This window comes from Terasakiella sp. 4MB5A (assembly GCF_050058155.1).
Taxonomy (GTDB): domain Bacteria; phylum Pseudomonadota; class Alphaproteobacteria; order Rhodospirillales; family Terasakiellaceae; genus Terasakiella; species Terasakiella halodenitrificans.
In genome coordinates this window covers 3,359,560-3,379,747 of record NZ_CP188815.1, presented here as the reverse complement: position 1 = coordinate 3,379,747, position 20,188 = coordinate 3,359,560, and the positions used below count along the sequence as shown (strand labels likewise).

At 46.0% G+C, this 20,188-nt stretch carries 21 protein-coding genes; 16 read left to right on the top strand and 5 right to left on the bottom strand.

Annotation, left to right across the window (positions count from 1 at the left end; genetic code table 11):
* Window positions 1-6: 6 nt before the first annotated feature.
* A complete protein-coding gene (locus ACI0FF_RS16065) occupies window positions 7-774 on the bottom strand; it encodes a CbiX/SirB N-terminal domain-containing protein (RefSeq protein WP_419797776.1) in 768 nt (255 codons plus the stop codon).
* A 311-nt stretch (window positions 775-1,085) separates the two neighbouring features.
* Here ACI0FF_RS16065 and cobA point away from each other — a divergent pair, with 311 nt between their 5' ends.
* The 10 genes from cobA to ACI0FF_RS16015 all read left to right on the top strand — a co-directional run bounded on the left by cobA (window position 1,086) and on the right by ACI0FF_RS16015 (window position 9,413).
* Complete coding sequence (cobA, locus tag ACI0FF_RS16060; protein WP_419797775.1) at window positions 1,086-1,892, top strand: uroporphyrinogen-III C-methyltransferase; 807 nt, start codon at window positions 1,086-1,088, stop codon at window positions 1,890-1,892.
* Entirely contained in the window at window positions 1,855-2,196 is a 342-nt protein-coding gene (locus ACI0FF_RS16055; protein WP_419797774.1) for a c-type cytochrome, read from the top strand. The genes cobA and ACI0FF_RS16055 overlap by 38 nt, the downstream gene beginning before the upstream one ends.
* Window positions 2,193-3,377 carry a cytochrome D1 domain-containing protein gene (locus tag ACI0FF_RS16050; RefSeq protein WP_419797773.1) on the top strand — a complete coding sequence of 395 codons (1,185 nt, stop codon included), beginning with the start codon at window positions 2,193-2,195 and terminating at the stop codon, window positions 3,375-3,377. The genes ACI0FF_RS16055 and ACI0FF_RS16050 overlap by 4 nt, the downstream gene beginning before the upstream one ends.
* 1 nt (window position 3,378) lies before the next feature.
* A complete protein-coding gene (locus ACI0FF_RS16045; RefSeq protein ID WP_419797772.1) occupies window positions 3,379-3,834 on the top strand; it encodes an Lrp/AsnC family transcriptional regulator in 456 nt (151 codons plus the stop codon).
* Window positions 3,822-4,340, top strand: a complete 519-nt coding sequence (locus tag ACI0FF_RS16040; RefSeq protein ID WP_419797771.1) for an AsnC family protein — start codon at window positions 3,822-3,824, stop codon at window positions 4,338-4,340. Before ACI0FF_RS16045 ends, ACI0FF_RS16040 begins: the two co-directional genes overlap by 13 nt.
* Window positions 4,337-4,807 (top strand): Lrp/AsnC family transcriptional regulator, encoded by a 471-nt coding sequence (locus tag ACI0FF_RS16035; protein ID WP_419797770.1) that lies wholly within the window; start codon window positions 4,337-4,339, stop codon window positions 4,805-4,807. Before ACI0FF_RS16040 ends, ACI0FF_RS16035 begins: the two co-directional genes overlap by 4 nt.
* Window positions 4,804-5,289 (top strand): Lrp/AsnC family transcriptional regulator, encoded by a 486-nt coding sequence (locus ACI0FF_RS16030; protein WP_419797769.1) that lies wholly within the window; start codon window positions 4,804-4,806, stop codon window positions 5,287-5,289. The genes ACI0FF_RS16035 and ACI0FF_RS16030 overlap by 4 nt, the downstream gene beginning before the upstream one ends.
* Before the next feature lie 22 nt (window positions 5,290-5,311).
* A complete protein-coding gene (nirJ, locus tag ACI0FF_RS16025) occupies window positions 5,312-6,478 on the top strand; it encodes a heme d1 biosynthesis radical SAM protein NirJ (protein WP_419797768.1) in 1,167 nt (388 codons plus the stop codon).
* Between the two features lie 13 nt (window positions 6,479-6,491).
* Window positions 6,492-8,057: a cytochrome D1 domain-containing protein gene (locus ACI0FF_RS16020; protein ID WP_419797767.1), complete on the top strand. Its 1,566-nt coding sequence runs from the start codon at window positions 6,492-6,494 to the stop codon at window positions 8,055-8,057.
* Between the two features lie 129 nt (window positions 8,058-8,186).
* Window positions 8,187-9,413, top strand: coding sequence for an O-antigen ligase family protein (locus tag ACI0FF_RS16015; RefSeq protein ID WP_419797766.1), 1,227 nt, complete (start codon window positions 8,187-8,189; stop codon window positions 9,411-9,413).
* Here the strand turns inward: ACI0FF_RS16015 and ACI0FF_RS16010 are convergent.
* Window positions 9,410-10,126 carry an FkbM family methyltransferase gene (locus ACI0FF_RS16010; protein WP_419797765.1) on the bottom strand — a complete coding sequence of 239 codons (717 nt, stop codon included), beginning with the start codon at window positions 10,124-10,126 and terminating at the stop codon, window positions 9,410-9,412. The genes ACI0FF_RS16015 and ACI0FF_RS16010 overlap by 4 nt on opposite strands.
* Window positions 10,127-10,199: 73 nt before the next feature.
* Window positions 10,200-10,685: a hypothetical protein gene (locus ACI0FF_RS16005; protein ID WP_419797764.1), complete on the bottom strand. Its 486-nt coding sequence runs from the start codon at window positions 10,683-10,685 to the stop codon at window positions 10,200-10,202.
* A gap of 240 nt (window positions 10,686-10,925) precedes the next feature.
* Between ACI0FF_RS16005 and ACI0FF_RS16000 the strand changes: the two genes are divergently transcribed.
* The 3 genes from ACI0FF_RS16000 (at window position 10,926) to ACI0FF_RS15990 (ending at window position 13,474) form a co-directional block, all read left to right on the top strand.
* Window positions 10,926-11,402, top strand: coding sequence for a hypothetical protein (locus ACI0FF_RS16000; protein WP_419797763.1), 477 nt, complete (start codon window positions 10,926-10,928; stop codon window positions 11,400-11,402).
* Window positions 11,403-11,474: 72 nt separating this feature from the next.
* On the top strand, window positions 11,475-12,140 hold the full coding sequence (locus ACI0FF_RS15995; protein WP_419797762.1) for a response regulator: 666 nt from the start codon (window positions 11,475-11,477) through the stop codon (window positions 12,138-12,140).
* A complete protein-coding gene (locus tag ACI0FF_RS15990; protein ID WP_419797761.1) occupies window positions 12,137-13,474 on the top strand; it encodes an ATP-binding protein in 1,338 nt (445 codons plus the stop codon). The genes ACI0FF_RS15995 and ACI0FF_RS15990 overlap by 4 nt, the downstream gene beginning before the upstream one ends.
* A 13-nt stretch (window positions 13,475-13,487) precedes the next feature.
* Here the strand turns inward: ACI0FF_RS15990 and asnB are convergent, their stop codons facing one another.
* A complete protein-coding gene (gene asnB / locus ACI0FF_RS15985) occupies window positions 13,488-15,395 on the bottom strand; it encodes an asparagine synthase (glutamine-hydrolyzing) (protein ID WP_419797760.1) in 1,908 nt (635 codons plus the stop codon).
* A 180-nt stretch (window positions 15,396-15,575) separates the two neighbouring features.
* Here asnB and ACI0FF_RS15980 point away from each other — a divergent pair, with 180 nt between their 5' ends.
* The 3 genes from ACI0FF_RS15980 to ACI0FF_RS15970 all read left to right on the top strand — a co-directional run bounded on the left by ACI0FF_RS15980 (window position 15,576) and on the right by ACI0FF_RS15970 (window position 19,447).
* Complete coding sequence (locus tag ACI0FF_RS15980) at window positions 15,576-18,518, top strand: HD domain-containing phosphohydrolase (protein WP_419797759.1); 2,943 nt, start codon at window positions 15,576-15,578, stop codon at window positions 18,516-18,518.
* A 204-nt stretch (window positions 18,519-18,722) separates the two neighbouring features.
* On the top strand, window positions 18,723-18,896 hold the full coding sequence (locus ACI0FF_RS15975; protein ID WP_419797758.1) for a hypothetical protein: 174 nt from the start codon (window positions 18,723-18,725) through the stop codon (window positions 18,894-18,896).
* 26 nt (window positions 18,897-18,922) lie between these two features.
* Complete coding sequence (locus ACI0FF_RS15970; RefSeq protein ID WP_419797757.1) at window positions 18,923-19,447, top strand: class I SAM-dependent methyltransferase; 525 nt, start codon at window positions 18,923-18,925, stop codon at window positions 19,445-19,447.
* A gap of 12 nt (window positions 19,448-19,459) precedes the next feature.
* Here ACI0FF_RS15970 and ACI0FF_RS15965 read toward each other — a convergent pair whose 3' ends face one another.
* Window positions 19,460-20,089, bottom strand: a complete 630-nt coding sequence (locus ACI0FF_RS15965; protein WP_419797756.1) for an MBL fold metallo-hydrolase — start codon at window positions 20,087-20,089, stop codon at window positions 19,460-19,462.
* Between the last annotated feature and the right edge of the window lie 99 nt (window positions 20,090-20,188).

The following is a 20,188-nucleotide window of genomic DNA, read 5'->3' as shown; positions in this document are numbered from 1 at the left end:
GAAAGATTAGGATAGCAATCGGACTGCATCGGCAGCTTGTTGTACAGGGGTGGCCTGGCGGAGGTCTTCCAAGGCCAGATCAGCCAAGAGACGAGCATCCATCAGGGGATAATCAAACGTGATACAATGACCGGCGACGATATAGGGCAACCCGGCACGTGGAATATCATCCAGTGAAAAGGCATTGGGCACATCCTCGCACAGGTGGGTGCCGCGTCCGGCAAGAATCGGACAGACCAAGACATTGCGCCCAAGCTGTAAATCGCGCCAATCATTTAATTGCGGCTTGTTGGATAGAAACAAGACATGGGTGGAAATGCCTTGGTCGCATAAGTCACGACATAAATTTTGTGCCGTCAAGGCCGGACCGGTACTGACGCTGGATCCATGGGCGACGATAATCACGTCATCGGCATGATGCTGTTTGGCTTTCATGGCAATTTGGCGTGAAATGCCGGGGTGAAGCCCAAGCGGGCGATGAATGCGTGCGCTGCGAAAACGTTTGCGTTCCACCTCCAGGCAAGATTGAAGGTGGTCGTTTACAAAGGCCCCGGCTGCGGCGAAATGCGGCAGAACTTCAAGATCAATCCCATCGGGCAGGCATTGCAACAAGGCGCGCACTTTCAGCTCCTGTTTCATAAAGCCACAGTGAACCGCATTGAAATGATTGCTATGGAATAAAAAACGCGAAAGGTCATGGGTGGAATTTGCGGCATGAGGACGTCTGGTTGATCCGTGCCCGACGACAACGACATGCAAACCCGATTTTGTCATGCTCTCATCCCTTCTGCGTTATATTTTAGGAATCAGATTATCGCTCGTCTTTTTTTGAAAAGATTTGAGCTTGGTTAAGTTTTATCTTCATGTAATCATTTTTCCATAATTTTTATATTGTTATTTAAATTTATCAATTTAATCAGATGGATATATCGTATTTTCAAATTATTTTGCCTTTGCTTTGATCAACATCAAACACTTTTCAACGCTGAATATGATAGGAATTCAGACCATGAACGAAGCCTTTGGGGGGCGGGTGCAAGACTGGAATTTTTCCTGACTTTGCGTGTTTATCAGGAGTGGCAAAAGTGACGACCTACGCTGATGTAAATGTGTTTCTGGTGGGGTCCGGACCGGGGGATCCCGATCTGTTGACTGTAAAGGCACATCGTTTGATATCCGAGGCCGAGGTGGTTGTTATCGACCGTCTGGTTTCCGACCAAATTCTGGATATGATCCCGTCTAATACCACACGGGTTTATGTGGGCAAGCAGCCGGGTAATCATCATCATTCTCAGGACGAAATCAATGATATTTTGGTACGCCTAGGGAAGCAAGGCCGCAAGGTGGTCCGCCTTAAAGGGGGGGATCCTTATATTTTTGGGCGTGGTAGTGAAGAAGCCGAGCATCTCTTGAAACACGGCATTCCGTTTGAAGTTGTCCCTGGTATCACAGCGGCACAAGGATGCAGCAGTATTAACGGCATTCCGCTGACCCATCGGGGATATTCCACCGGGGTACGTTATGTGACGGGGCATCGTCGCAATGACGGGGATCTGGCCTTAAACTGGGCGAGTCTTGCGTGCGACCAAACGACGCTTGTGGTCTATATGGGGGTATCCAGCATCGGTTTGATTTCTGAAAAACTGATTGCGCATGGTTTGCCCGCGAGCACACCTGTTGCAGCAATTGAAAAAGGATTGTCAGAAGATCAACGCCAAATTATTTCGACACTGGATAAGGTTTATGACGAAGTGATGGCGGCTGAATTCTGCCCACCGACTTTGTTTATTATCGGGAAGGTCGTGGCCTTGGCGCAAACCCTGAACTGGCAAGACAATGGCTTGGATTTATGTGATGTTACATCTGAAGAGACCCTTTGCGCAATGCGTTAAAGCATTGTGTGGCGTTCTGATCTTCTGCGGGACGGCACAGGCCGAGATCGCACAAGACAGAAAGGCGGAATTGCTCAATTTTCTGGAGCAGGACTGTGGGTCTTGTCATGGCTTGAAACGCACAGGTGGTTTAGGGTCTCCCTTATTGCCGGAACGTTTGGAAGCAATGGAAGATGAAACCTTAGCCGATATTATATTGAACGGAATTCCTGAGACGGCGATGCCGCCGTGGAAAGAAATTATCGCAGAAGAAGAAGCCTATTTCCTTATCAAGCAATTGCGCGACGGATTGAAAAAACAATGAAACTCTTCAAACACCTGAAAAAAATCTCAACAGCCGGTTTGCTCGGTAGTGCTCTATTCTTGTCGGCGTGTGCCAGCGATGGCTTGGTCCGTGGCACCGGCGATATGGGGATCGTGATTGAACGGGCGACAGGCTCGGTTCTGGTTGTTGACAACACCAAGGACGAGACAATTTCGCGGGTGAATGGACTGGGTGATTTATCCCATGCTTCGGCGGTTTATTCCCGTGATGCGCGTTATGCTTATGTGTTTGGGCGTGATGGTGGCCTCAGTAAAGTGGATATCCTGAAAGGTGAATTGGTCAAACGGGTTATTCAAGGCGGCAATTCCATTGGCGGTGCGATTTCCCAAGATGGCAAACTGGTTGCGGTTTCCAACTACGAACCGGGCGGTGTGCGTGTATTTGATGCAAACACTTTGGAAATGGTCGCCGATATTCCGGCAAATAATGGTTCTAAAACTGTTGGGTTGACCGATGCGCCGGGAAATATCTTTATGGTCAGCCTGTGGGATGATGGTGAGATTTGGAAACTGGATTTTTCAAAAGGCCTGACACCGGCAATTACGAAATTTAAGGATATCGGTACCAACCCATATGATGCCTTAATCAGCCCTGATGGTCGTTATTACGTTGCGGGCCTGTTTGGCGAAGACGGTCTGGCAAAGCTGGACTTGTGGAATGAAGATAAAGGGGTTACCCGCATTTTAGACCATTATGGTAAAGGCGAACAAAAACTGCCTGTTTATAAAATGCCGCATCTGGAAGGATGGGCGGTTGCCGGTGATTTAATGTTCTTGCCTGCGGTTGGGCGTCATGAATTGCTGGTGTTGGATAAAAACACATGGCAAGAAGTTGGACGCATTCCGGTTCATGGTCAGCCGATCTTTGCAATGGCGCAACCTGGTGGAAAGTATATCTGGGTGAACTTCTCTGTTCCCAAAAACGATACCATTCAGGTTATTGATGTGCAGCAACTTAAAATTATCAAGACGATGAAGCCCGGCAAAGGCGTGCTGCATATGGAATTTACACCACGCGGCGAAAAGGTCTGGATGTCTGTTCGCGATGAAAACCGCGTTGATATCTATCGCACCGATATTTTTGAAAAAACGGGTTCCATCGAAGCAACCAAACCTAGCGGCATTTTCTTTACGGATCGTGCGCACAAGATCGGCCTGTAAGATGATGGATGAAATCGACAAACATCTGCTTAATGATTTTCAGCGTGGGTTTCCTTTGTGTTCGCGCCCTTATCTTGAGGTGGCGAACCGACTGGGAATTGATGAAAACGAGGTCATTGATCGTTTGTCTCGTTTAAAAGAAAGCGGGCATGTGTCGCGGATTGGCGGGATTGTAAAACCCGGCAGTATCGGGGCCAGTACCTTGGCGGCGTTGCAGGTGGATGAAGATAAAATTGAACAGGTTGCGGCCTATATCAATGCCCGCGATGATGTAAACCATAACTATTTGCGTGAACATGACTATAATATGTGGTTTGTTCTGAATACGTCCTCCAAGGCGGCGCTGGATTGCGCGGTTGCGGAGATTGAAGAGGAAACGGGCTTGCAGGTTCTGGTCTTGCGTATGTTGAAAGATTTTCACCTTGATTTGGGGTTCGATCTAAAATGGCACTCCTAGAACAAGATTACCTGATTTTGGAAGCTTTACAGGGCGGACTTCCCTTGGTCGCAGAACCTTACAAGGTCATTGCCGACCAACTGGGTATGGCGGAAGAGATTGTACTCGAACGCCTGAATGATTTGTTGGATAATGGAACACTTAAACGGTTTGGTGTGATTGTACGCCATCACGAATTGGGCTATCGCTGCAACGGAATGTGCGTTTGGGAAATTCCCATTGAACGTATTGATGAAATCGGTCAGGCTTTTAGCCAATATGATTTTGTCACTTTGTGTTATGAACGTAATAAACGTTTACCTGATTGGCCCTATAATCTGTTCTGTATGATCCATGCAAAAGACCGTGCTCATGTATTGGGTCATGTGGACCAGTTGGTGCACGAAAATGATTTAGCGGATGTCAAACGCGATATTTTGTTCAGCACCCGGCGTTTTAAACAACGTGGTGCCCGCTATAATGACTGTCGCCCGGCAAATGTCAGCTTACAAAGGGCCGCACAATGAGACGCAAAATAGATCCGATTGAATTGGATGATTTGGACCGCCAGCTTATTAATGAATTACAAAACGGCTTTCCGGTATCTGAACGTCCCTTTCACGATGTGGCCGAACAACTCGGCAGTGATGAAAAAACGGTCCTTGCCAAATTGACACGCCTGCGTGAAAGCGGTGTTTTATCGCGTTTTGGTCCTATGTATCATGCGGAACGTATGGGGGGCGGTTTGACGTTGGCAGCCTTGTCCATACCGGAAGATGATTTTGATCGGGTGAATGACATCGTTAATGCCTTTCCCGAAGTGGCCCATAACTATAAACGCGAACATGAACTGAATATGTGGTTCGTTTTGGCAACAGAAACACCGGACCGTGTGGAAGAGTGCTGCCACGAAATTACCGAGGCGACCGGCTATCAGGTTTATAACATGCCGAAGAAGCAAGAGTTTTTTATCGGTTTGAGGTTCGAAGTATGAGCAACTGGCAAATGGACGAAACCGATCGCAAAATCATCAAGGCGACACAGGAAGGCTTATCCCTGGTGGAAGCCCCTTATGAGGCCGTCGGTGCTGAAATCGGCCTGTCCGGTGACGAGGTTCGCCAGCGATTGAATGCCATGCTGGATGCGGGTGTTATCCGCCGCATCGGGGCGGTGCCGAACCATTACGCGCTGGGCTATACCGCCAATGGCATGAGCACATGGGATGTGCCGGATGAAAAGGTCAAAGAGATCGGGGAGAAAATCGGTGCGCTGGATTTTGTCAGCCATTGTTATGAACGCCCGCGTCATCAACCGATCTGGAATTACAATCTTTTTGCTATGGTACATGGCAAAGATAAAGAAACCTGCATGAAGCGTGTCGAAATGATTGCGCAGATGCTGGGCGAGGATGATCGCGGCCATGAAGTTTTGTTCAGTTCCAAAATACTGAAAAAAACCGGCTTGCGTATCGCCTGAACGAAAGAAAAGGACCAGAAACATGTTTCGAATTTCCGCCATGATGAAGGAATTGGTCAGCCCGAGCGAGGCGCGCGAACATCGCGACCCTCCGGGACCGGTTGTCATTTGGAATCTGGTGCGCCAGTGCAATCTGGGCTGCAAGCATTGTTACGCCGGGTCTGTTGATAAACCGTTTCGCGGTGAACTCAGTACACAGGAAGTTTTCGATACAATGGTGGATTTAAAGGCCGCACGCGTTCCGGTCTTGATCCTGTCCGGTGGGGAACCTTTATTGCGCCCTGATATTTTTGAAATTTCCCAACGTTCAAAAGAGATGGGCTTTTATACGGCGCTTTCCAGTAACGGCACTTTGATCACCGAAGACAATATCGATGATATTGCGCGTATTAATTATGAATATGTCGGGGTCAGTATTGATGGGATTGGGGCGGTAAACGATGCTTTCCGCGTGAAAGAAGGGGCCTATGAGGAGGCGTTGAAAGGTATTCGCCTCTGTCGGGAACGAGATCTTAAAATCGGTTTGCGTTTTACCCTGACCGAAGACAATGTGAACGAATTCCCCAAAATTCTCGATTTGTTGAAACAGGAAGATGTGAACAAGTTCTATCTGTCGCATTTGAACTATGCCGGACGGGGAAACAAGAACAAGGGCGATGATGCCTATTTCCAACATACCCGTTGGGCAATGGATATGTTGTTTGATCTGTGTTGGCAAAACCTGCAAGAAGGCCGCGAACTGGAAGTGACCACGGGCAATAACGATGCCGACGGGGTGTACATGCTGCATTGGGTGCGCAAAAATTTCCCCGACAAGGCTGAACATTTCCATAAAAAACTGATCCAGTGGGGCGGAAACGCATCCGGTCAGAATGTCGCCAATATCGACAACCTGGGCAATGTTCATCCTGATACAATGTGGTGGCATCACAAGCTTGGCAATGTCAAAGAGCGTGCGTTCGGGGATATTTGGCAAGATACCAGTGATCCGTTAATGGCAGGGTTGAAACAACGTCCGCGCCCAGTGACGGGGCGTTGTGCAGAATGTGCTTATCTGGATGTATGCAATGGCAATACACGTTGTCGCGCACATCGTGTAACCAATGATTATTGGACCGAAGATCCGGGCTGTTATTTGAGTGATGACGAAATTGGTTTGCCGAACAGCAAAGATGCGGCAGCAGAATAAGGGTTAAGAAAAAATGATGAAAAAATTCCTCGGGGCTTCAGCCATTTTCGCGGTCAGCTTGTCGTTTAACGCAAATGCCAGCGACGTGAATGTAGAAGAGGTTTTTAAAGAAAATTGCGCAAGCTGCCACGGCGTAAACCGTTTTGGTGCTATTGGTCCGGCTTTATTGCCGGAAAACCTGAAACGCTTACGTAAAAAAAGCGCAATCAGTGTCATTAAAAATGGTCGTGCCGCAACACAAATGCCCGCGTTTGAGGAACAGTTAAACGAAGCAGAGATCAAGGCTTTGGTCGATTTTATCTATACCCCGTTGGGCAAATTGCCGACATGGGATATCGACCAGATGAAAGAAACCCACGAAGTCCATGTCATCCCATCTCGCCTTCCCGCTAAGCCGGTTTTTGACAGTGATCCGTTAAACCTGTTTACCGTGGTGGAAACCGGGGATCACAGTGTAACCATTCTGGATGGCGACAAGTTTGAACCGCTTTGGCGATTTAAATCACGTTTTGCCCTGCATGGCGGTGCGAAATATTCACCCGACGGACGTTTTGTGTATCTGGGCTCCCGCGATGGCTGGGTGTCAAAATATGATCTTTATACCCTGCAATTGGTGGCTGAAATCCGTGTAGCGGTGAATATGCGCAATATTGCAGTGTCCAGTGACGGGAAATGGGTTATTGCGGGCAACTATCTGCCGCATTCTCTGGTTGTTCTGGAAGCTGAAACTTTGAAGCCCGTTAAATATATTGATGTATCAGACGGGAAGGGGAATTCGTCACGCGTCAGTGCCGTTTATAATGCGCCCCCGCGCCAAAGCTTTATTGCCGCGCTTAAAGATATGAAAGAAGTTTGGGAAATTACTTACGATCCGGATGCGGATCCCAAATATGGGGCCTTTGTTCATGATTATCGCGGTAAGGAAAAAGAAGTTGAAATCACACAGACGGGTACACTCAGCTACAAGCGGATTGGGCTGGATGATTATCTCGATGATTTCTTTTTTGATCAGGATTACATCAATGTCTTTGGGGCCTCACGTGACGGGGTACACGGGGTTGCTTACAATCTGGATGCCGGGAAAAAGATTGCAAATCTTGATTTGGCCGGAATGCCGCATTTAGGGTCTGGTATCACATGGACCTACAAGGGGACACCCGTTATGGCGACCCCGCACCTGAAAGAAGGTAAGATCAGTGTGATCGATATGGAAAGCTGGAATACGATCAAGGTAATCAAGACTAAGGGGCCTGGTTTCTTCATGCGATCTCATGAAAATACCCCTTATGCTTGGACGGATGTATTCTTTGGCAAAGACCGTGATTTGTTACACATCATTGATAAGCGGACACTGGAAATTGTGAAAACCATTAACCCGCAGCCAGGCAAAACCAATGCCCATGTGGAATTTACCCGTGATGGTAAATATGCGCTGGTTTCGGTTTGGGATATGGACGGCGCGCTTGTTGTCTATGACGCTGAAACTTTCGAAGAAGTCAAACGCATCCCGATGAAAAAGCCGGTTGGCAAGTATAACGTCTGGAACAAGATCTCCTATTCCGCCGGGACAAGCCATTAACCTCTCTATCAACCACTGTCAAACTTGCAAAAGCGGCTAAGGTCTTTCTTTAGCCGCTTCTTTTTTCCTTGATCAAGGGCTATGGACAACTTACTAAGTTGGGACGTTTGACCAACACAGGCTGCAATGATGACTGCCCTATTTTCCAAAGAAATGCGATTGAATGCTGCCAGTCTTTTACTGGGAACATCAATTGCATCGTTATATATGGGCCGTGCGGTTATCGGTATTTTCCTGGGGCTTGCTTTGATCCTGACGCTGGTTAGTGTCAATCATCGTGAAATCGTTCAGGCGCTGCGTCCTTATTTGGATAAAAGGTTGATGACCGGGGTCGCTATTGTAGCCCTAGCTTTGGCTGTGAATATACCTTTTTCCTTGCGAGTTGGTTTGTCAGCAGAAGCATGGGCGCGCACATTTGTTGTGGCAGGGTTAGTCTTTTATATCCTGTTTTGTTTACGTCACCAGTTGAACGTTGCACTTTACAGTCTCGTGACATCAATTTTTATCGTGATGCTTGCTGCGTTGTTTCTCTCAAAAGGGTTACCCAAGGCTTTGGTTAATGGATTTGTCCTAACAATTCCTGCTTGCCTATATATCGTTGCGACTCGACATGCCGCTTTCTGGAAAATATTGGGTATTGTCAATATCGGCTTATGTATGACCCATATTATGTCTGAGTCTTCTAAAGTCAGTTTGTTGGGACTGATACTGGTCGCACTCTGTAGCGTGTTTATCTTGCTGACGGACCCTCAAAGTCGTCTACGCCGTTTGACTCTTTTCTTTGTGGTTCTTGCAATTGGGATCGTAGTTGCGGTTGTTTGGTTACCGGAACAAACGGTTTTTAGTAGTCGAGAGAATAGCAAGATTGCCTTAATACCTGTGTGGTTGGTCGATTTACATCGTCAATTAATTTGGAAGTTTTCCTTTGATTTAATTGAATATAGTCCGTGGGTCGGTTTTGGATTGAACGCGTCAAACTACCACCCGATGGCTGAGATATCGCTTTTGGATTATATGGCGCAGAAAGGGACGCCATTAGTTAATTTTTTGGATGTACAGGCTTTACCCAGTCATCCGCATAACTGGATTGTGGAAATGATGCTGGATGGTGGCATTATTGGGGCGATCCCATTTGTGATAATGGTCTGTTGGATTTTTATTAAATCCTTACGTGTTTATCTGAGCACCGCGTCATTTGCCATGCTGGGTTTCATAGCGGTCAATGCGGTTTATTGGGGAACAGGTCTGTTTAATTTCTCTTATTGGAGTATGTGGTGGCAGGTCTCTTATTTTGTGACAAGCGGCCTGTTTCTGATGCTGTTTATCGTTGAACAAGAAAGAGCAAACGCAGATTAATAAAAAATCTCGTCACAATCGTTGCGCTTAAACATACAGGTCGGGCCAATTTTTGAAATCAAGGTATAACCGTTTTCAATCAAATGATTATAAGACCATGATTTATTCATTTCCCGCAAATCAACGATATGGATTTCACAGGCGATAAGTTTGGGGGCGTATGTAGAAAGATCGAAGCCTTTAAAAACCTGATCTTCAAATCCTTCAACATCAATGTTCAGGAAATCAATGGTCTGAATGCCGGCCTCTTTTAAAATGCCGTTGAGTGTCCGGGTTTTCATGGTGCGGACATTATAGGGCTTACCCATTTTTTCCGCCCATTCATCTGCCGCGTCTTTATCCAGTGTGTTGAGGACATTGCCAGCATCAAAACTGTAGCACTCTACATCTGCTTCATTGTCAGAGATGGGACAGCAGAAGGATTTATCGTGGGGACGATATTTCTTGCAAAGGTCGATATTTTTCTGGTCAAAATCGATGTTTACACCGGACCAGTTACGCTGGAATAATCGATAGGTAATGGACCCTAAAACCGGATGATTACATCCGACATCGACATAGGTGCCGTTCTGAATATTGGTGGTGGCTTTATCTACCCAGAAATCTTCTGCCCAGAATGAATAGGCTTTATGATATGTGCCATATCTGAAACTACGGTATAAATCATATAGATATGTGTTCTTGATATATTTCTTTTTAAATTCATTAAACATGACGACGGTCCCAGCATCCCCCGAAAAAACTCTGTATATAGGGTGTGCCGATGTAAATCAACCGCTCTACTCTTTAAGCGGTAAACAACAAGCCATGTGCGCCAAGAACAGCCCCGGCAATGGTGATGACACTTATGCTTAAAAGTACCCAATGCATGATTTGTATGATGCGAAAGGTGCGGTCCGGATTTTTCTGGGCCTGAGTGTGGAACAGCTTATGTAAAACAAGGGGTTCCAGCACAAAAAGGATCAAGGTAAAGACCGCCCATACCCCTGTCATGGCATGCAGCCACCAATATCCAGGGGTCGCGAAAAGGGACCAGCCATCCATTTTATAAAGCATGTAGAAACCGCTGAGCCCGGTCAGAAGAGTTGTCAAACGGGCTTGCAGGGCAAAGCGCCGTTCTACGGTTTCAAAGAACATAATTCTTTCTTCCGGCTGTTTCATTTTACGCACAGCCGGTAGCAAAACGGTTGTAACCATCGCAACACCACCGATCCAGAAAACAACAGACAGGACATGCAGTCCACGTGCGAGTGTTAAGGTATCAAAGTCCATTGTTTAGCAGTTCCTAGATATCGGGATAAGGGAGGGGTGATCTCAATTAACAAATCACTTTTGAGAATTATTCGCAATATTTTCATAAGTTTTTCTTAATTTAAACGGAAGTCATTTTTGAATTCAGGTTTCTATCCAATAAAAGCAGATAACGCCTCTTAAGGTGCGTTTAAGATAAGAAAGCCATTTTCTTTTTGGAACGAAATTTCCCTACAGGAAAAGAAAATGAGGATTTACCCAATGTTTACGAAAATGAAAATCGCTTCCGCCCTTTTAGCTGCGGGTTTGTTTTTTGGTGTCACAAATTTAAGTTTAGCAGCCGATAGTCATTTACATGGCGAACAGATGATGGTTGAGGCAAAGCTCAATGCAGGGCAAAAATGGAAAGGCGACAAACACTTACGCAAAAGTATGGGAGCAATTCGGACTTCTATCCATACCCGGTTGGTAGAGATCCATGAGAACCGCTTACCTTCAGATGAATATAAGAAACTGGCAAATGAAATTCAGACACAAATCGATTACATGGTTGAAAATTGCAATCTTCCGGAAGCAGAGGATGAGCAACTTCACATTATTTTGAATCCGATCTTCGAGGGTGTCAGCGAAATGGGAAGTGGAAAAAATGAACGGGCAGGTGCAGTAAAGGTCGTTAAAGTCTACAATGCCTATGGCAAATACTTTGAAGATTCCAATTGGACGCCCTTGGGGAAATAAAATCATGCACGCTCTCAGGGTGTTAAATTCACAACAGCTTGAGAGCGTTCCGACAGGATGCAGGGAAAATGTATGCGCATACTTCTTATTGAAGACGATGTTTTGTTGGGGCAAGGGATCGTAACAGGACTATCACAAGGTGGTTTTGCCGTTGATTGGGTGCAAGACGGGGAAGATGCTGAAACGGCGATAAGAGGAACAGCATATGACGCTCTTGTGCTAGATCTCGGCTTGCCTAAGGTGGATGGTCTTACTTTATTGCGGCATATGAGAAAGTCAGACAATAGCATGCCTGTCTTAATTTTAACTGCACGCGATGCGATAGAAGATCGTGTTGCAGGTTTGGATGCAGGGGCGGATGATTATTTGACGAAGCCATTTGACCTTGCAGAATTGCAAGCGAGATTACGAGCGTTGGTACGTAGAGCAAACGGGATATCTTATTCAACCCTGCACCATAATCGGGTGAAATTGATGACTTCCAATCGAACTGTCACATTAGACAACAGTCCGGTCATTCTTTCTGATCGGGAATTTGTAACTTTACAGGAATTAATGTTGAATACAGGGCGTGTTCTTTCCAAAAATCAATTGGAAGAAAAACTGTACGGTTGGGGAGAAGAAATCGAAAGCAATACCATTGAGGTTTATATCCATCACATAAGACGAAAGCTGTATCCAGAACTGATTAAAACAATACGCGGTGTTGGCTATATGATCCCAAAGGAAGACCCATGAGACGATCCTTGCGCCAAAGATTATTTTTTATTCTTGCCGGAAGTGTCGTATGTGCATGGTTAGCGACAGCACTCTTTTCATATTTTGACACAAAAAAACAAATAGATGAGATGCTGGACGCCAGCTTAGTTCAGGCGGCGGAATTAATACTTGTTTTGATGGCTGAATTGGAAGCCGGTGAGGTGAGGGCCAAAACCGTATTTGAGCTTCCAACGAACCATGCGCAGATGATTGCATATCGTGTATGGACGGCTGAAAAACATTTGCTTGTTACCTCACCAAACATGCCGCGCATTACAACGGATTCTTGGCAAAAAGGTTTTTCCAACAAAGTCATCGAAAATGAAAACTGGCGCTTTTACGGTATAAAAAATCATCATGGTGTCCATGTCGAGGTTGGCCAACGATACGATTTTCGATCGACCTTCGCAAAAAATGTCGCGACCCATTTATTTCACCCCGTATGGTTTGCCATTCCTTTGTTGGCGATCTTGATTTGGTTATCTGTATCTTGGGGGGTGGCACCTTTAAAAGTCGTTACGAAAAATGTGATCAAGCGGTCGGCGGATGATCTTGCACCGTTAAATACAAGGAATGTTCCTTCAGAGATTATGCCGTTGATTGACGCTTTGAACGGCCTTTTCTCTAAAATAGGAAAGCTCCTTGAGAAAGAACGCCGATTTACGGCTGATGCGTCTCATGAACTGCGCACCCCCCTTGCCGCTATTCGAACCCATACTCAAGTCGCACAACATGCACGCAATGAAAAAGAGAGGACGGATGCGCTTGATCGTATCAAGGAAGGCACAGATCGCGCTGTATGGCTTATTGAACAGTTATTGGTTTTAGCCAGACTTGATCATCAAAACATCTTTGGAGCTCAGGAAAAAGTCAATCTGAGTGATGTCGTTATTCAAGCTGTCCTGAGTAAAAATACGCATTCAATGGAGAAGAATATCGACTTGGGTTTTTCAAAGAGAACAGATGAAGATGCCATTGTCACAGGCAATGTTGATCTTTTAATGATTTTAGTCCGAAATATTCTCAATAATGCAATTTGTTATACACCAGAGGGTGGGACAGTAGATGTAAGCATCGAAAAATCTGACGAATGTATCAATTTACGCATATTGGACACAGGGCCGGGTATCCCTGAAGGGCGTCGAAAACGTGTATTTGACAGATTTTATCGTATTGAAGGTAGTGGTGAGAACGGCTGTGGCTTAGGTTTATCAATTGTTTTAAGAATTGCAGAAATGCACGGCGCGTCGGTCCATTTAACAGATAACCCAACGGAGCAGGGTCTTTGTCTTGTCGTCGCTTTCCCTTCGTAGCTCTATCAGATCTCTACCCACGTCGCTTTTGATGTTTATCCAGCCAGGCTTCCAGCATGAGAACGGTCCATAAGGGGTAGGTCCAGGCGCGTTTGCCGCTGCGATGATCTTGCCAACGGGCCATGACGACTTTGGCGTTATAATAGGGCGAGTTTTTGATGCGATCCGCGCTGAGAAGATCATCTGCCCAGTCCTTGAGGGGCCCACGCAGCCAATCGATCAAGGGGGGTTCAAACCCTTGTTTGGGGCGATCAACAATGTCTTGTGGGACATATCGATAAAGAACATCACGCAAAATCCCTTTTTTATGATCATCCACGGTGTAGGCATCGGGTAAGGACCAGATAAATTCGATTAAGTTATGATCCAGAAGTGGGGCACGAATTTCCAGTCCGCAAGACATGCTGGCCCGATCCGTTTTAACCAAAAGGTTGCTGGGCAGATAGGCTTGGGTATCACGATGCATGAAGGCCCGTTCAAGGGAGATGTCATCGTTTAAGGCAAGATCATCATCATAAATATTCGGGCTGAGGCGTTTGGGGGGATAAAGCCCCTCATCCACGCGCCAGCGGCTCATGTGATTGGCGTAATATTGTGCGGCGTTGTCGTGATGTAAGCGGTTGAATTTCTTGCGCACGTTACGGGCAAGTCGGGAGGGGCTGTTTGATAAACCCATCAATATTTTTCGGTTTAATGCCTTGCGCCATGCTGGCAGGTTGTGGACTTTGCGCCAATGGGCACTGGCGTCCCAGTATCGACCATAACCGCCAAATAATTCATCCCCGCCATCGCCTGCCATACTGACGGTGACATGTTGACGGGCAAGACGGCAAAGCAGGGTTGTGGGCACCTGTGAAGGATCAGCAAAGGGTTCGTCGTACACATCCTGCAAATCAGGGATCACGTCGAGGCAGTCGCGCTCACTCATTTTAAACGTTGTGTGTTCGGTATTTAAATGACGCGCAACGGCTTCGGCATGGGGGCTTTCATCAAAGCGCGGATTGTCAAACCCGATGGCGAAACTGCGTACTCGGTCGGGGGCGACGGCCTTCATCAAGGCGACAACGGTGGAACTGTCGATCCCACCGGATAGAAAGGCGCCAAGGGGAACATCGGCGACAATGCGTTGTTTGATGCCAGAAAGCAGGCGATCATTTAATTCGTTTGCAGCGTCGTCACGACTGCCTTCAAATGGTTTGCTGCGTGCGGACATAAATATATCGCGCGGTGACCAAAAGGCTTTGTTTGTAACTTGTCCAGAAGACTCAATACGTACAAAATGACCCGGCTCCAGCTTGGTTATATTTTTAAAAACCGATAACGGATCGGGGACGTAGGCAAAACGCAGGTAAGCAGCAACTGCACCATCATTGATCGTGGCACTGAAATCAGGATGAGGGTAAAGGGCTTTAACTTCAGAGGTAAAGAAAAAGGTTCCGTTTTCCTGCCCGAAATAAAGTGGTTTTTCACCCATGCGATCGCGTGCAAGGGTGAGTGATTTTTCCTGTTTGTCCCAAAGGGCAATGGCAAACATACCACTGAGCTTGGTTAAAGTGGCTTCAATTCCAAAACGACTGACAAGGGCGAGAATAACTTCGCTGTCGGAATGTCCGTGCCATGTGATTTGTTCGTTTTGGTTCAGATTTTGGCGTAGGTCTTGGAAATTATAAATCTCGCCATTAAAAACCATAACATAACGCCCACAGGCTGATACCATCGGTTGGTGCCCGGCCTGGGATAAATCCTGAATGGAAAGACGACGAAACCCCAATGCAACCCCATGTTCCGAATCGCACCATAGGCCATGATCATCCGGGCCACGAGATGTGATTTCGGTAGTCATTTCCGCAAGAATGCGGTGCTGATTCTCTTGATTGAGTGTGTTGTTATTAGGTGAAAAGAAACCGACCAAACCGCACATGAGTAATCTTAAGCCCTTATCTTTCGAAGTGATTAAGACAGTGATATACGCTTTTACTTGAAGATGCTACCAAGGATATGGCATTCGTTCGCAACGTATATGCTACAAATGTATTATTTTATTTTATTGTGAGCTCTTCCTCCCTTATAGTGCAATATATTGTTGCGTAGGAGGGGTACTGTGCGCGTCCGTTTTAAGTTAAGTCTGACACTCGTAAGTCTAGCGGTCATTTGTTCGCTATCTATCGCTACACTCTTTAGTATTTGGGTTTTGGGAACCCGGACAGCAAAAGAAGTTGCGGGGAACTTATTTACGGCTGTTTCAAATAATGTTGAAAACCAGATTGTGAATCTACTGGATCAATCGGTTGCGAATGCGTCGTTATTGGCCAGTCGCAAATCTGATGAGGCCGTTTTCGGTGATGGCTTAGATGCCAGTATCCTGCCTTTATATTTTAGTGTGCTTGAACAACGTAAAACCATTTATTCGGTTTATTGCGGACATTTAGACGGATCATTTCTGCAAGTGATTGCGACACGAGGGCGTGAAGCCGTGATTGCAAGTCACAAAGCCTCGGCAAATACGATCTGGATCGTACGCACGATTTATTCAAAAGAAGGGGAACGTCTGCAAAACTGGTCGTTTCTGGATGAGCAGAAAAACGTGATTTCCCAGCGTTTGGAAGCCAATCCGAACTATGACCCTCGTGAACGCCCTTGGTTTACCAATGCGATTGAAAATAGTGACCCGCATTTATCGGATGTTTATGTCTATAATTCGTTTAAAACGCCTGGGATTACAGCCTCAAGACGCATGGCAAACGAACACGGCGTTGTTGGTGTTGATCTTACCTTAACGGAACTCAGCGAGTTCGTATCCAACCAATTTGTTTCTGAAAATGGAACGGCGTGGATTTATGACGATAAAAATCGCATTGTGGCTTTCCCCAAGGGGTTTAAAAGTATCCATCATTTAGGGGATTTGACCCGGATTGATGACCCGGTTGTCGATGTCATTCTTGGAAAAACAAAAGCAAAAGTACAAGATTATTTTAAAAGTGTCGAAAAACTCAGTAAATATGGGGCGCAGTTTAATATCGCAGTGGCAGCCCCGCTGGACGATTTCCGTCAAAGCTTTATTACGATGGAACGCCGTGTTCTGAATGCCAGTATTTTTTGTATTATCCTGTTTATTCCGATCGTATATGTTTTCAGCGCGCGTTTAACACGGCGTGTTTCGCAGTTAGCTGAAGATGCAAAACAGATTGAACATCTTGAATTTAAGACAAAATCCCGAACGCCATCGCATATTATCGAATTTTATGAGCTGGAAAATACATTTGATGAAATGCGCAACTCCCTTGCGCTTAAGACGCAGGATTTGGCGACCAGTCAGGAAAAACTGAATAGACTGGTCGAGTTGGGTATTGCGATGTCGGCAGAGCGCGATACGGAAAAAGTCATGGAGATGGTGCTGCTTGGTGCCAAGGAACTTGCTAATGCCGATGGTGGGACATTGTATAAAATTGAAGATCAGGCACTGAGCTTTAAGATTTTGCGCAATGACACGCTTAATGTGGCGATGGGCGGCACCAGCGGCGTGAAACCGTCATTTAATCCTGTCGCCTTGTTTGATGAGGTGGGAGAGAAAAATCATAAAAACGTTGTGAGCCATACGGTTCATGCCTCAGAGTCTGTAAATATTGTGGATGCCTATAATAACGAGGATTTTGATTTCTCAGGGACCAAGACCTTTGATGATATGAACGGCTATCGTTCTCAATCTTTCTTGACGGTTCCTTTGAAACCACGTGGCGGGGATGTGATCGGTGCGTTGCAAATTCTCAATGCGCAGGATGAAAAAGGCGAAATTGTTGCCTTCAGTCCGGAGATCCAACGCTTTGTTGAAGCCTTAGCAGCGCAGGCTGCAACAATCCTGTATAATCGCGAATTGTTGGATGCGCAGGAAAAATTGATGGATTCGATGATCCATTTAATTGCGGGCGCGATTGATGCGAAAAGCCCCTATACGGGCGGACATTGTGAACGCGTCCCTGAATTGGCAACCATGCTGGCCCGCGAGGCCTGTGAGAGTAATGACGGGGTTCTGGCTGATTTTCAGTTTAAAACAGAAGAAGAATGGCGCGAATTTTCCATCGGTGCATGGCTACATGATTGCGGCAAGGTGATTACACCGGAATATGTGGTGGATAAAGCAAGCAAATTGGAAACGATTTATAACCGTATTCACGAAATCAGAACGCGGTTTGAGGTTTTGTTACGTGATGCGGAACTGGTCTATTACCAAGGGCTTTTAGAAGGTGGTGAGCCTAAGGAATTAAAAGACACACTGGAAAAACGCAAAGCTAAGCTGATTGATGATTATGCCTTTATCGCAGAATGTAACGTCGGCGGTGAGTTTATGGCAGAAGAAAAATTAGCGCGATTAAAATCAATTGCGGATGAAACATGGGTGCGCAATTTTGATATCAAATTGGGACTTTCTCATCAGGAAGAATCTTTATATGCAAACCTGCCCGATGCGCCGGTGGAAGAAAAACTGCTGGTAGATCAACCTTATCATTTGATTGAGCGTGAACGCGATATCAGGCAACAGTACGAGGCTTTGGACTTTAAAACCCCGGTGCCTGAATATTTATATAACCGGGGTGAGATCTATAACCTGAGTATTGCGCGTGGAACCTTGACAGAGGAAGAACGTTTTAAGATTACCGAACATGTGATGCAAACGATTGCAATGTTGGAAAAACTTCCATTCCCTGCACATATGAAACGTATTCCTGAATATGCCGGAACCCACCATGAAACCATGATCGGGACAGGCTATCCACGAGGACTAAGCGGAGATGATCTGTCGATTCCGGCACGTATCATGGCGCTGGCTGATGTTTTTGAGGCTTTGACAGCGTCGGATCGACCTTATAAAAAGGCTAAAACCTTGTCGGAAGCCGTGAAAATCCTCAGCTTCTTTAAGAAAGACAAGCATATTGATGGGGAAGTTTTTGACCTTTTCTTGACCTCGGGTGTGTATCGGGAATATGCGGAACGTTTCTTATTACCGGATCAAATTGACGAGGTAGATATTTCGCAATATCTCTCTTGATTTTAAGGCTCGATATTTCATAATTATTTGATATTAAATGATTTTTATAATATCATTGAAGAATGTTGTTGTAATAATATTTCATTTTTAGGTTGTAATTTTTACAAAAATGTTGCAATGCCATAAATCTTCCCTTACTAATTTAGTCCATAAAAAAGACGCATAAAAAAAATCGCAAGAGGATATAACGTCTAGGAGAGCGAAATGGACCCCCAAATGGTATGGGACATGATGGATGAGTGTGATGGTCAGTCGGATATGCCGATGACTGTGAGTGCTGCGTCTGAGGTTGAGGATGAAGTCCAATCGAAACCGGAGGCCTCACATAAGGCACCATCTGGCAATATGGGCTTTCCTGTCTTTGGTTTTTATCGTTGAAGGCTGCAATTTGAATTGTGTGCGTTATGACCGTCTCGCCTTGGATTGACCGGTTTTCATCCTACGTCCCATTGGATGGCTTTATTCTGGATTTGGCTTGTGGTACAGGGCGTCATGGACGTTTTTTTCTGGATAACGGGCATAAAGTGTTGTTCGTCGATCAGAATATTGAGGGGCTGAGCGATTTAGCCGCTGTTAAATCTGCCGAAATTTTACAATGCGATCTGGAAGATGGGCGTGACTGGCCCTTTGAGCGTGAACAGTTCAGCGCGATTGTCGTCACAAATTATCTTTATCGCCCTCATTTGTCTTTTTTGGCACCCGCATTGAAACAAGGTGGTGTGCTGTTGTATGAAACATTTGCCCAAGGCAATGAACAATTCGGTCGTCCGCGTAATCCTGATTTCCTTCTGCGGCCTCATGAATTGCTTGAAGTTGCCCAAAAAGATGGAATGAATGTCATTGCCTTTGAACAAGGCCAAGAGGGTGACAAAGTTATTCAACGCCTGTGCGCTGTCAAAGGTCGTGATACGGCGCTTTACCATTTATAGACGCAGGGTCCATTAGCGCAAAAACGGGTTGCTGCGTTTTTCATCACCGATGGTGGACAAGGGGCCATGTCCGGGAATAAAGACCACATCATCGCCTAGCGGGAACAATTTGGTTTTGATGGCATGGATCAGGTCTTCGTGATTGCCCTTGGGGAAATCAGTACGTCCAATAGACCCTTGGAACAAAACGTCACCAACAATGGCAACACGACTTTGCTTTTCAAAAAAGACAACATGGCCCGGTGTGTGCCCCGGACAGTGTAAAACGTCGAGCGTAACATTTCCGAAGGTGATGGTGTCGCCATCGTTCAACCAACGTGTCGGGGTGAAACTTTCGGTCGGTGGAAAGCCAAATTGAACGGTTTGTTCCGGTAAGCCTTCAATCCAGAAATTGTCATCCTTATGCGGCCCTTCGATCGGCAGGTTTTCTTTGGCTGAAATTTCTGCCACTGCGCCGACATGGTCAAGATGGCCGTGTGTACAAAGGATTTTTTCAAGCGTAATGCCTTCTTCTTTGACTTCATGCATTAACTTGTCAATATCCCCGCCGGGATCGACAAGGCAGCCTTTCATCGTATCCTCGCACCAGATTAAGGAACAATTTTGGGCAAAGGCGGTAACGGGGATAATCTTGGCTTTCATGGCGTTTACTTTTTGTCCGGAAAATATTGAGAAACGTTGCACAGTATGGGTGTCAGGTTGACGAAAGTCAACGCACTCAGATTATAAAAAGGGTAATAC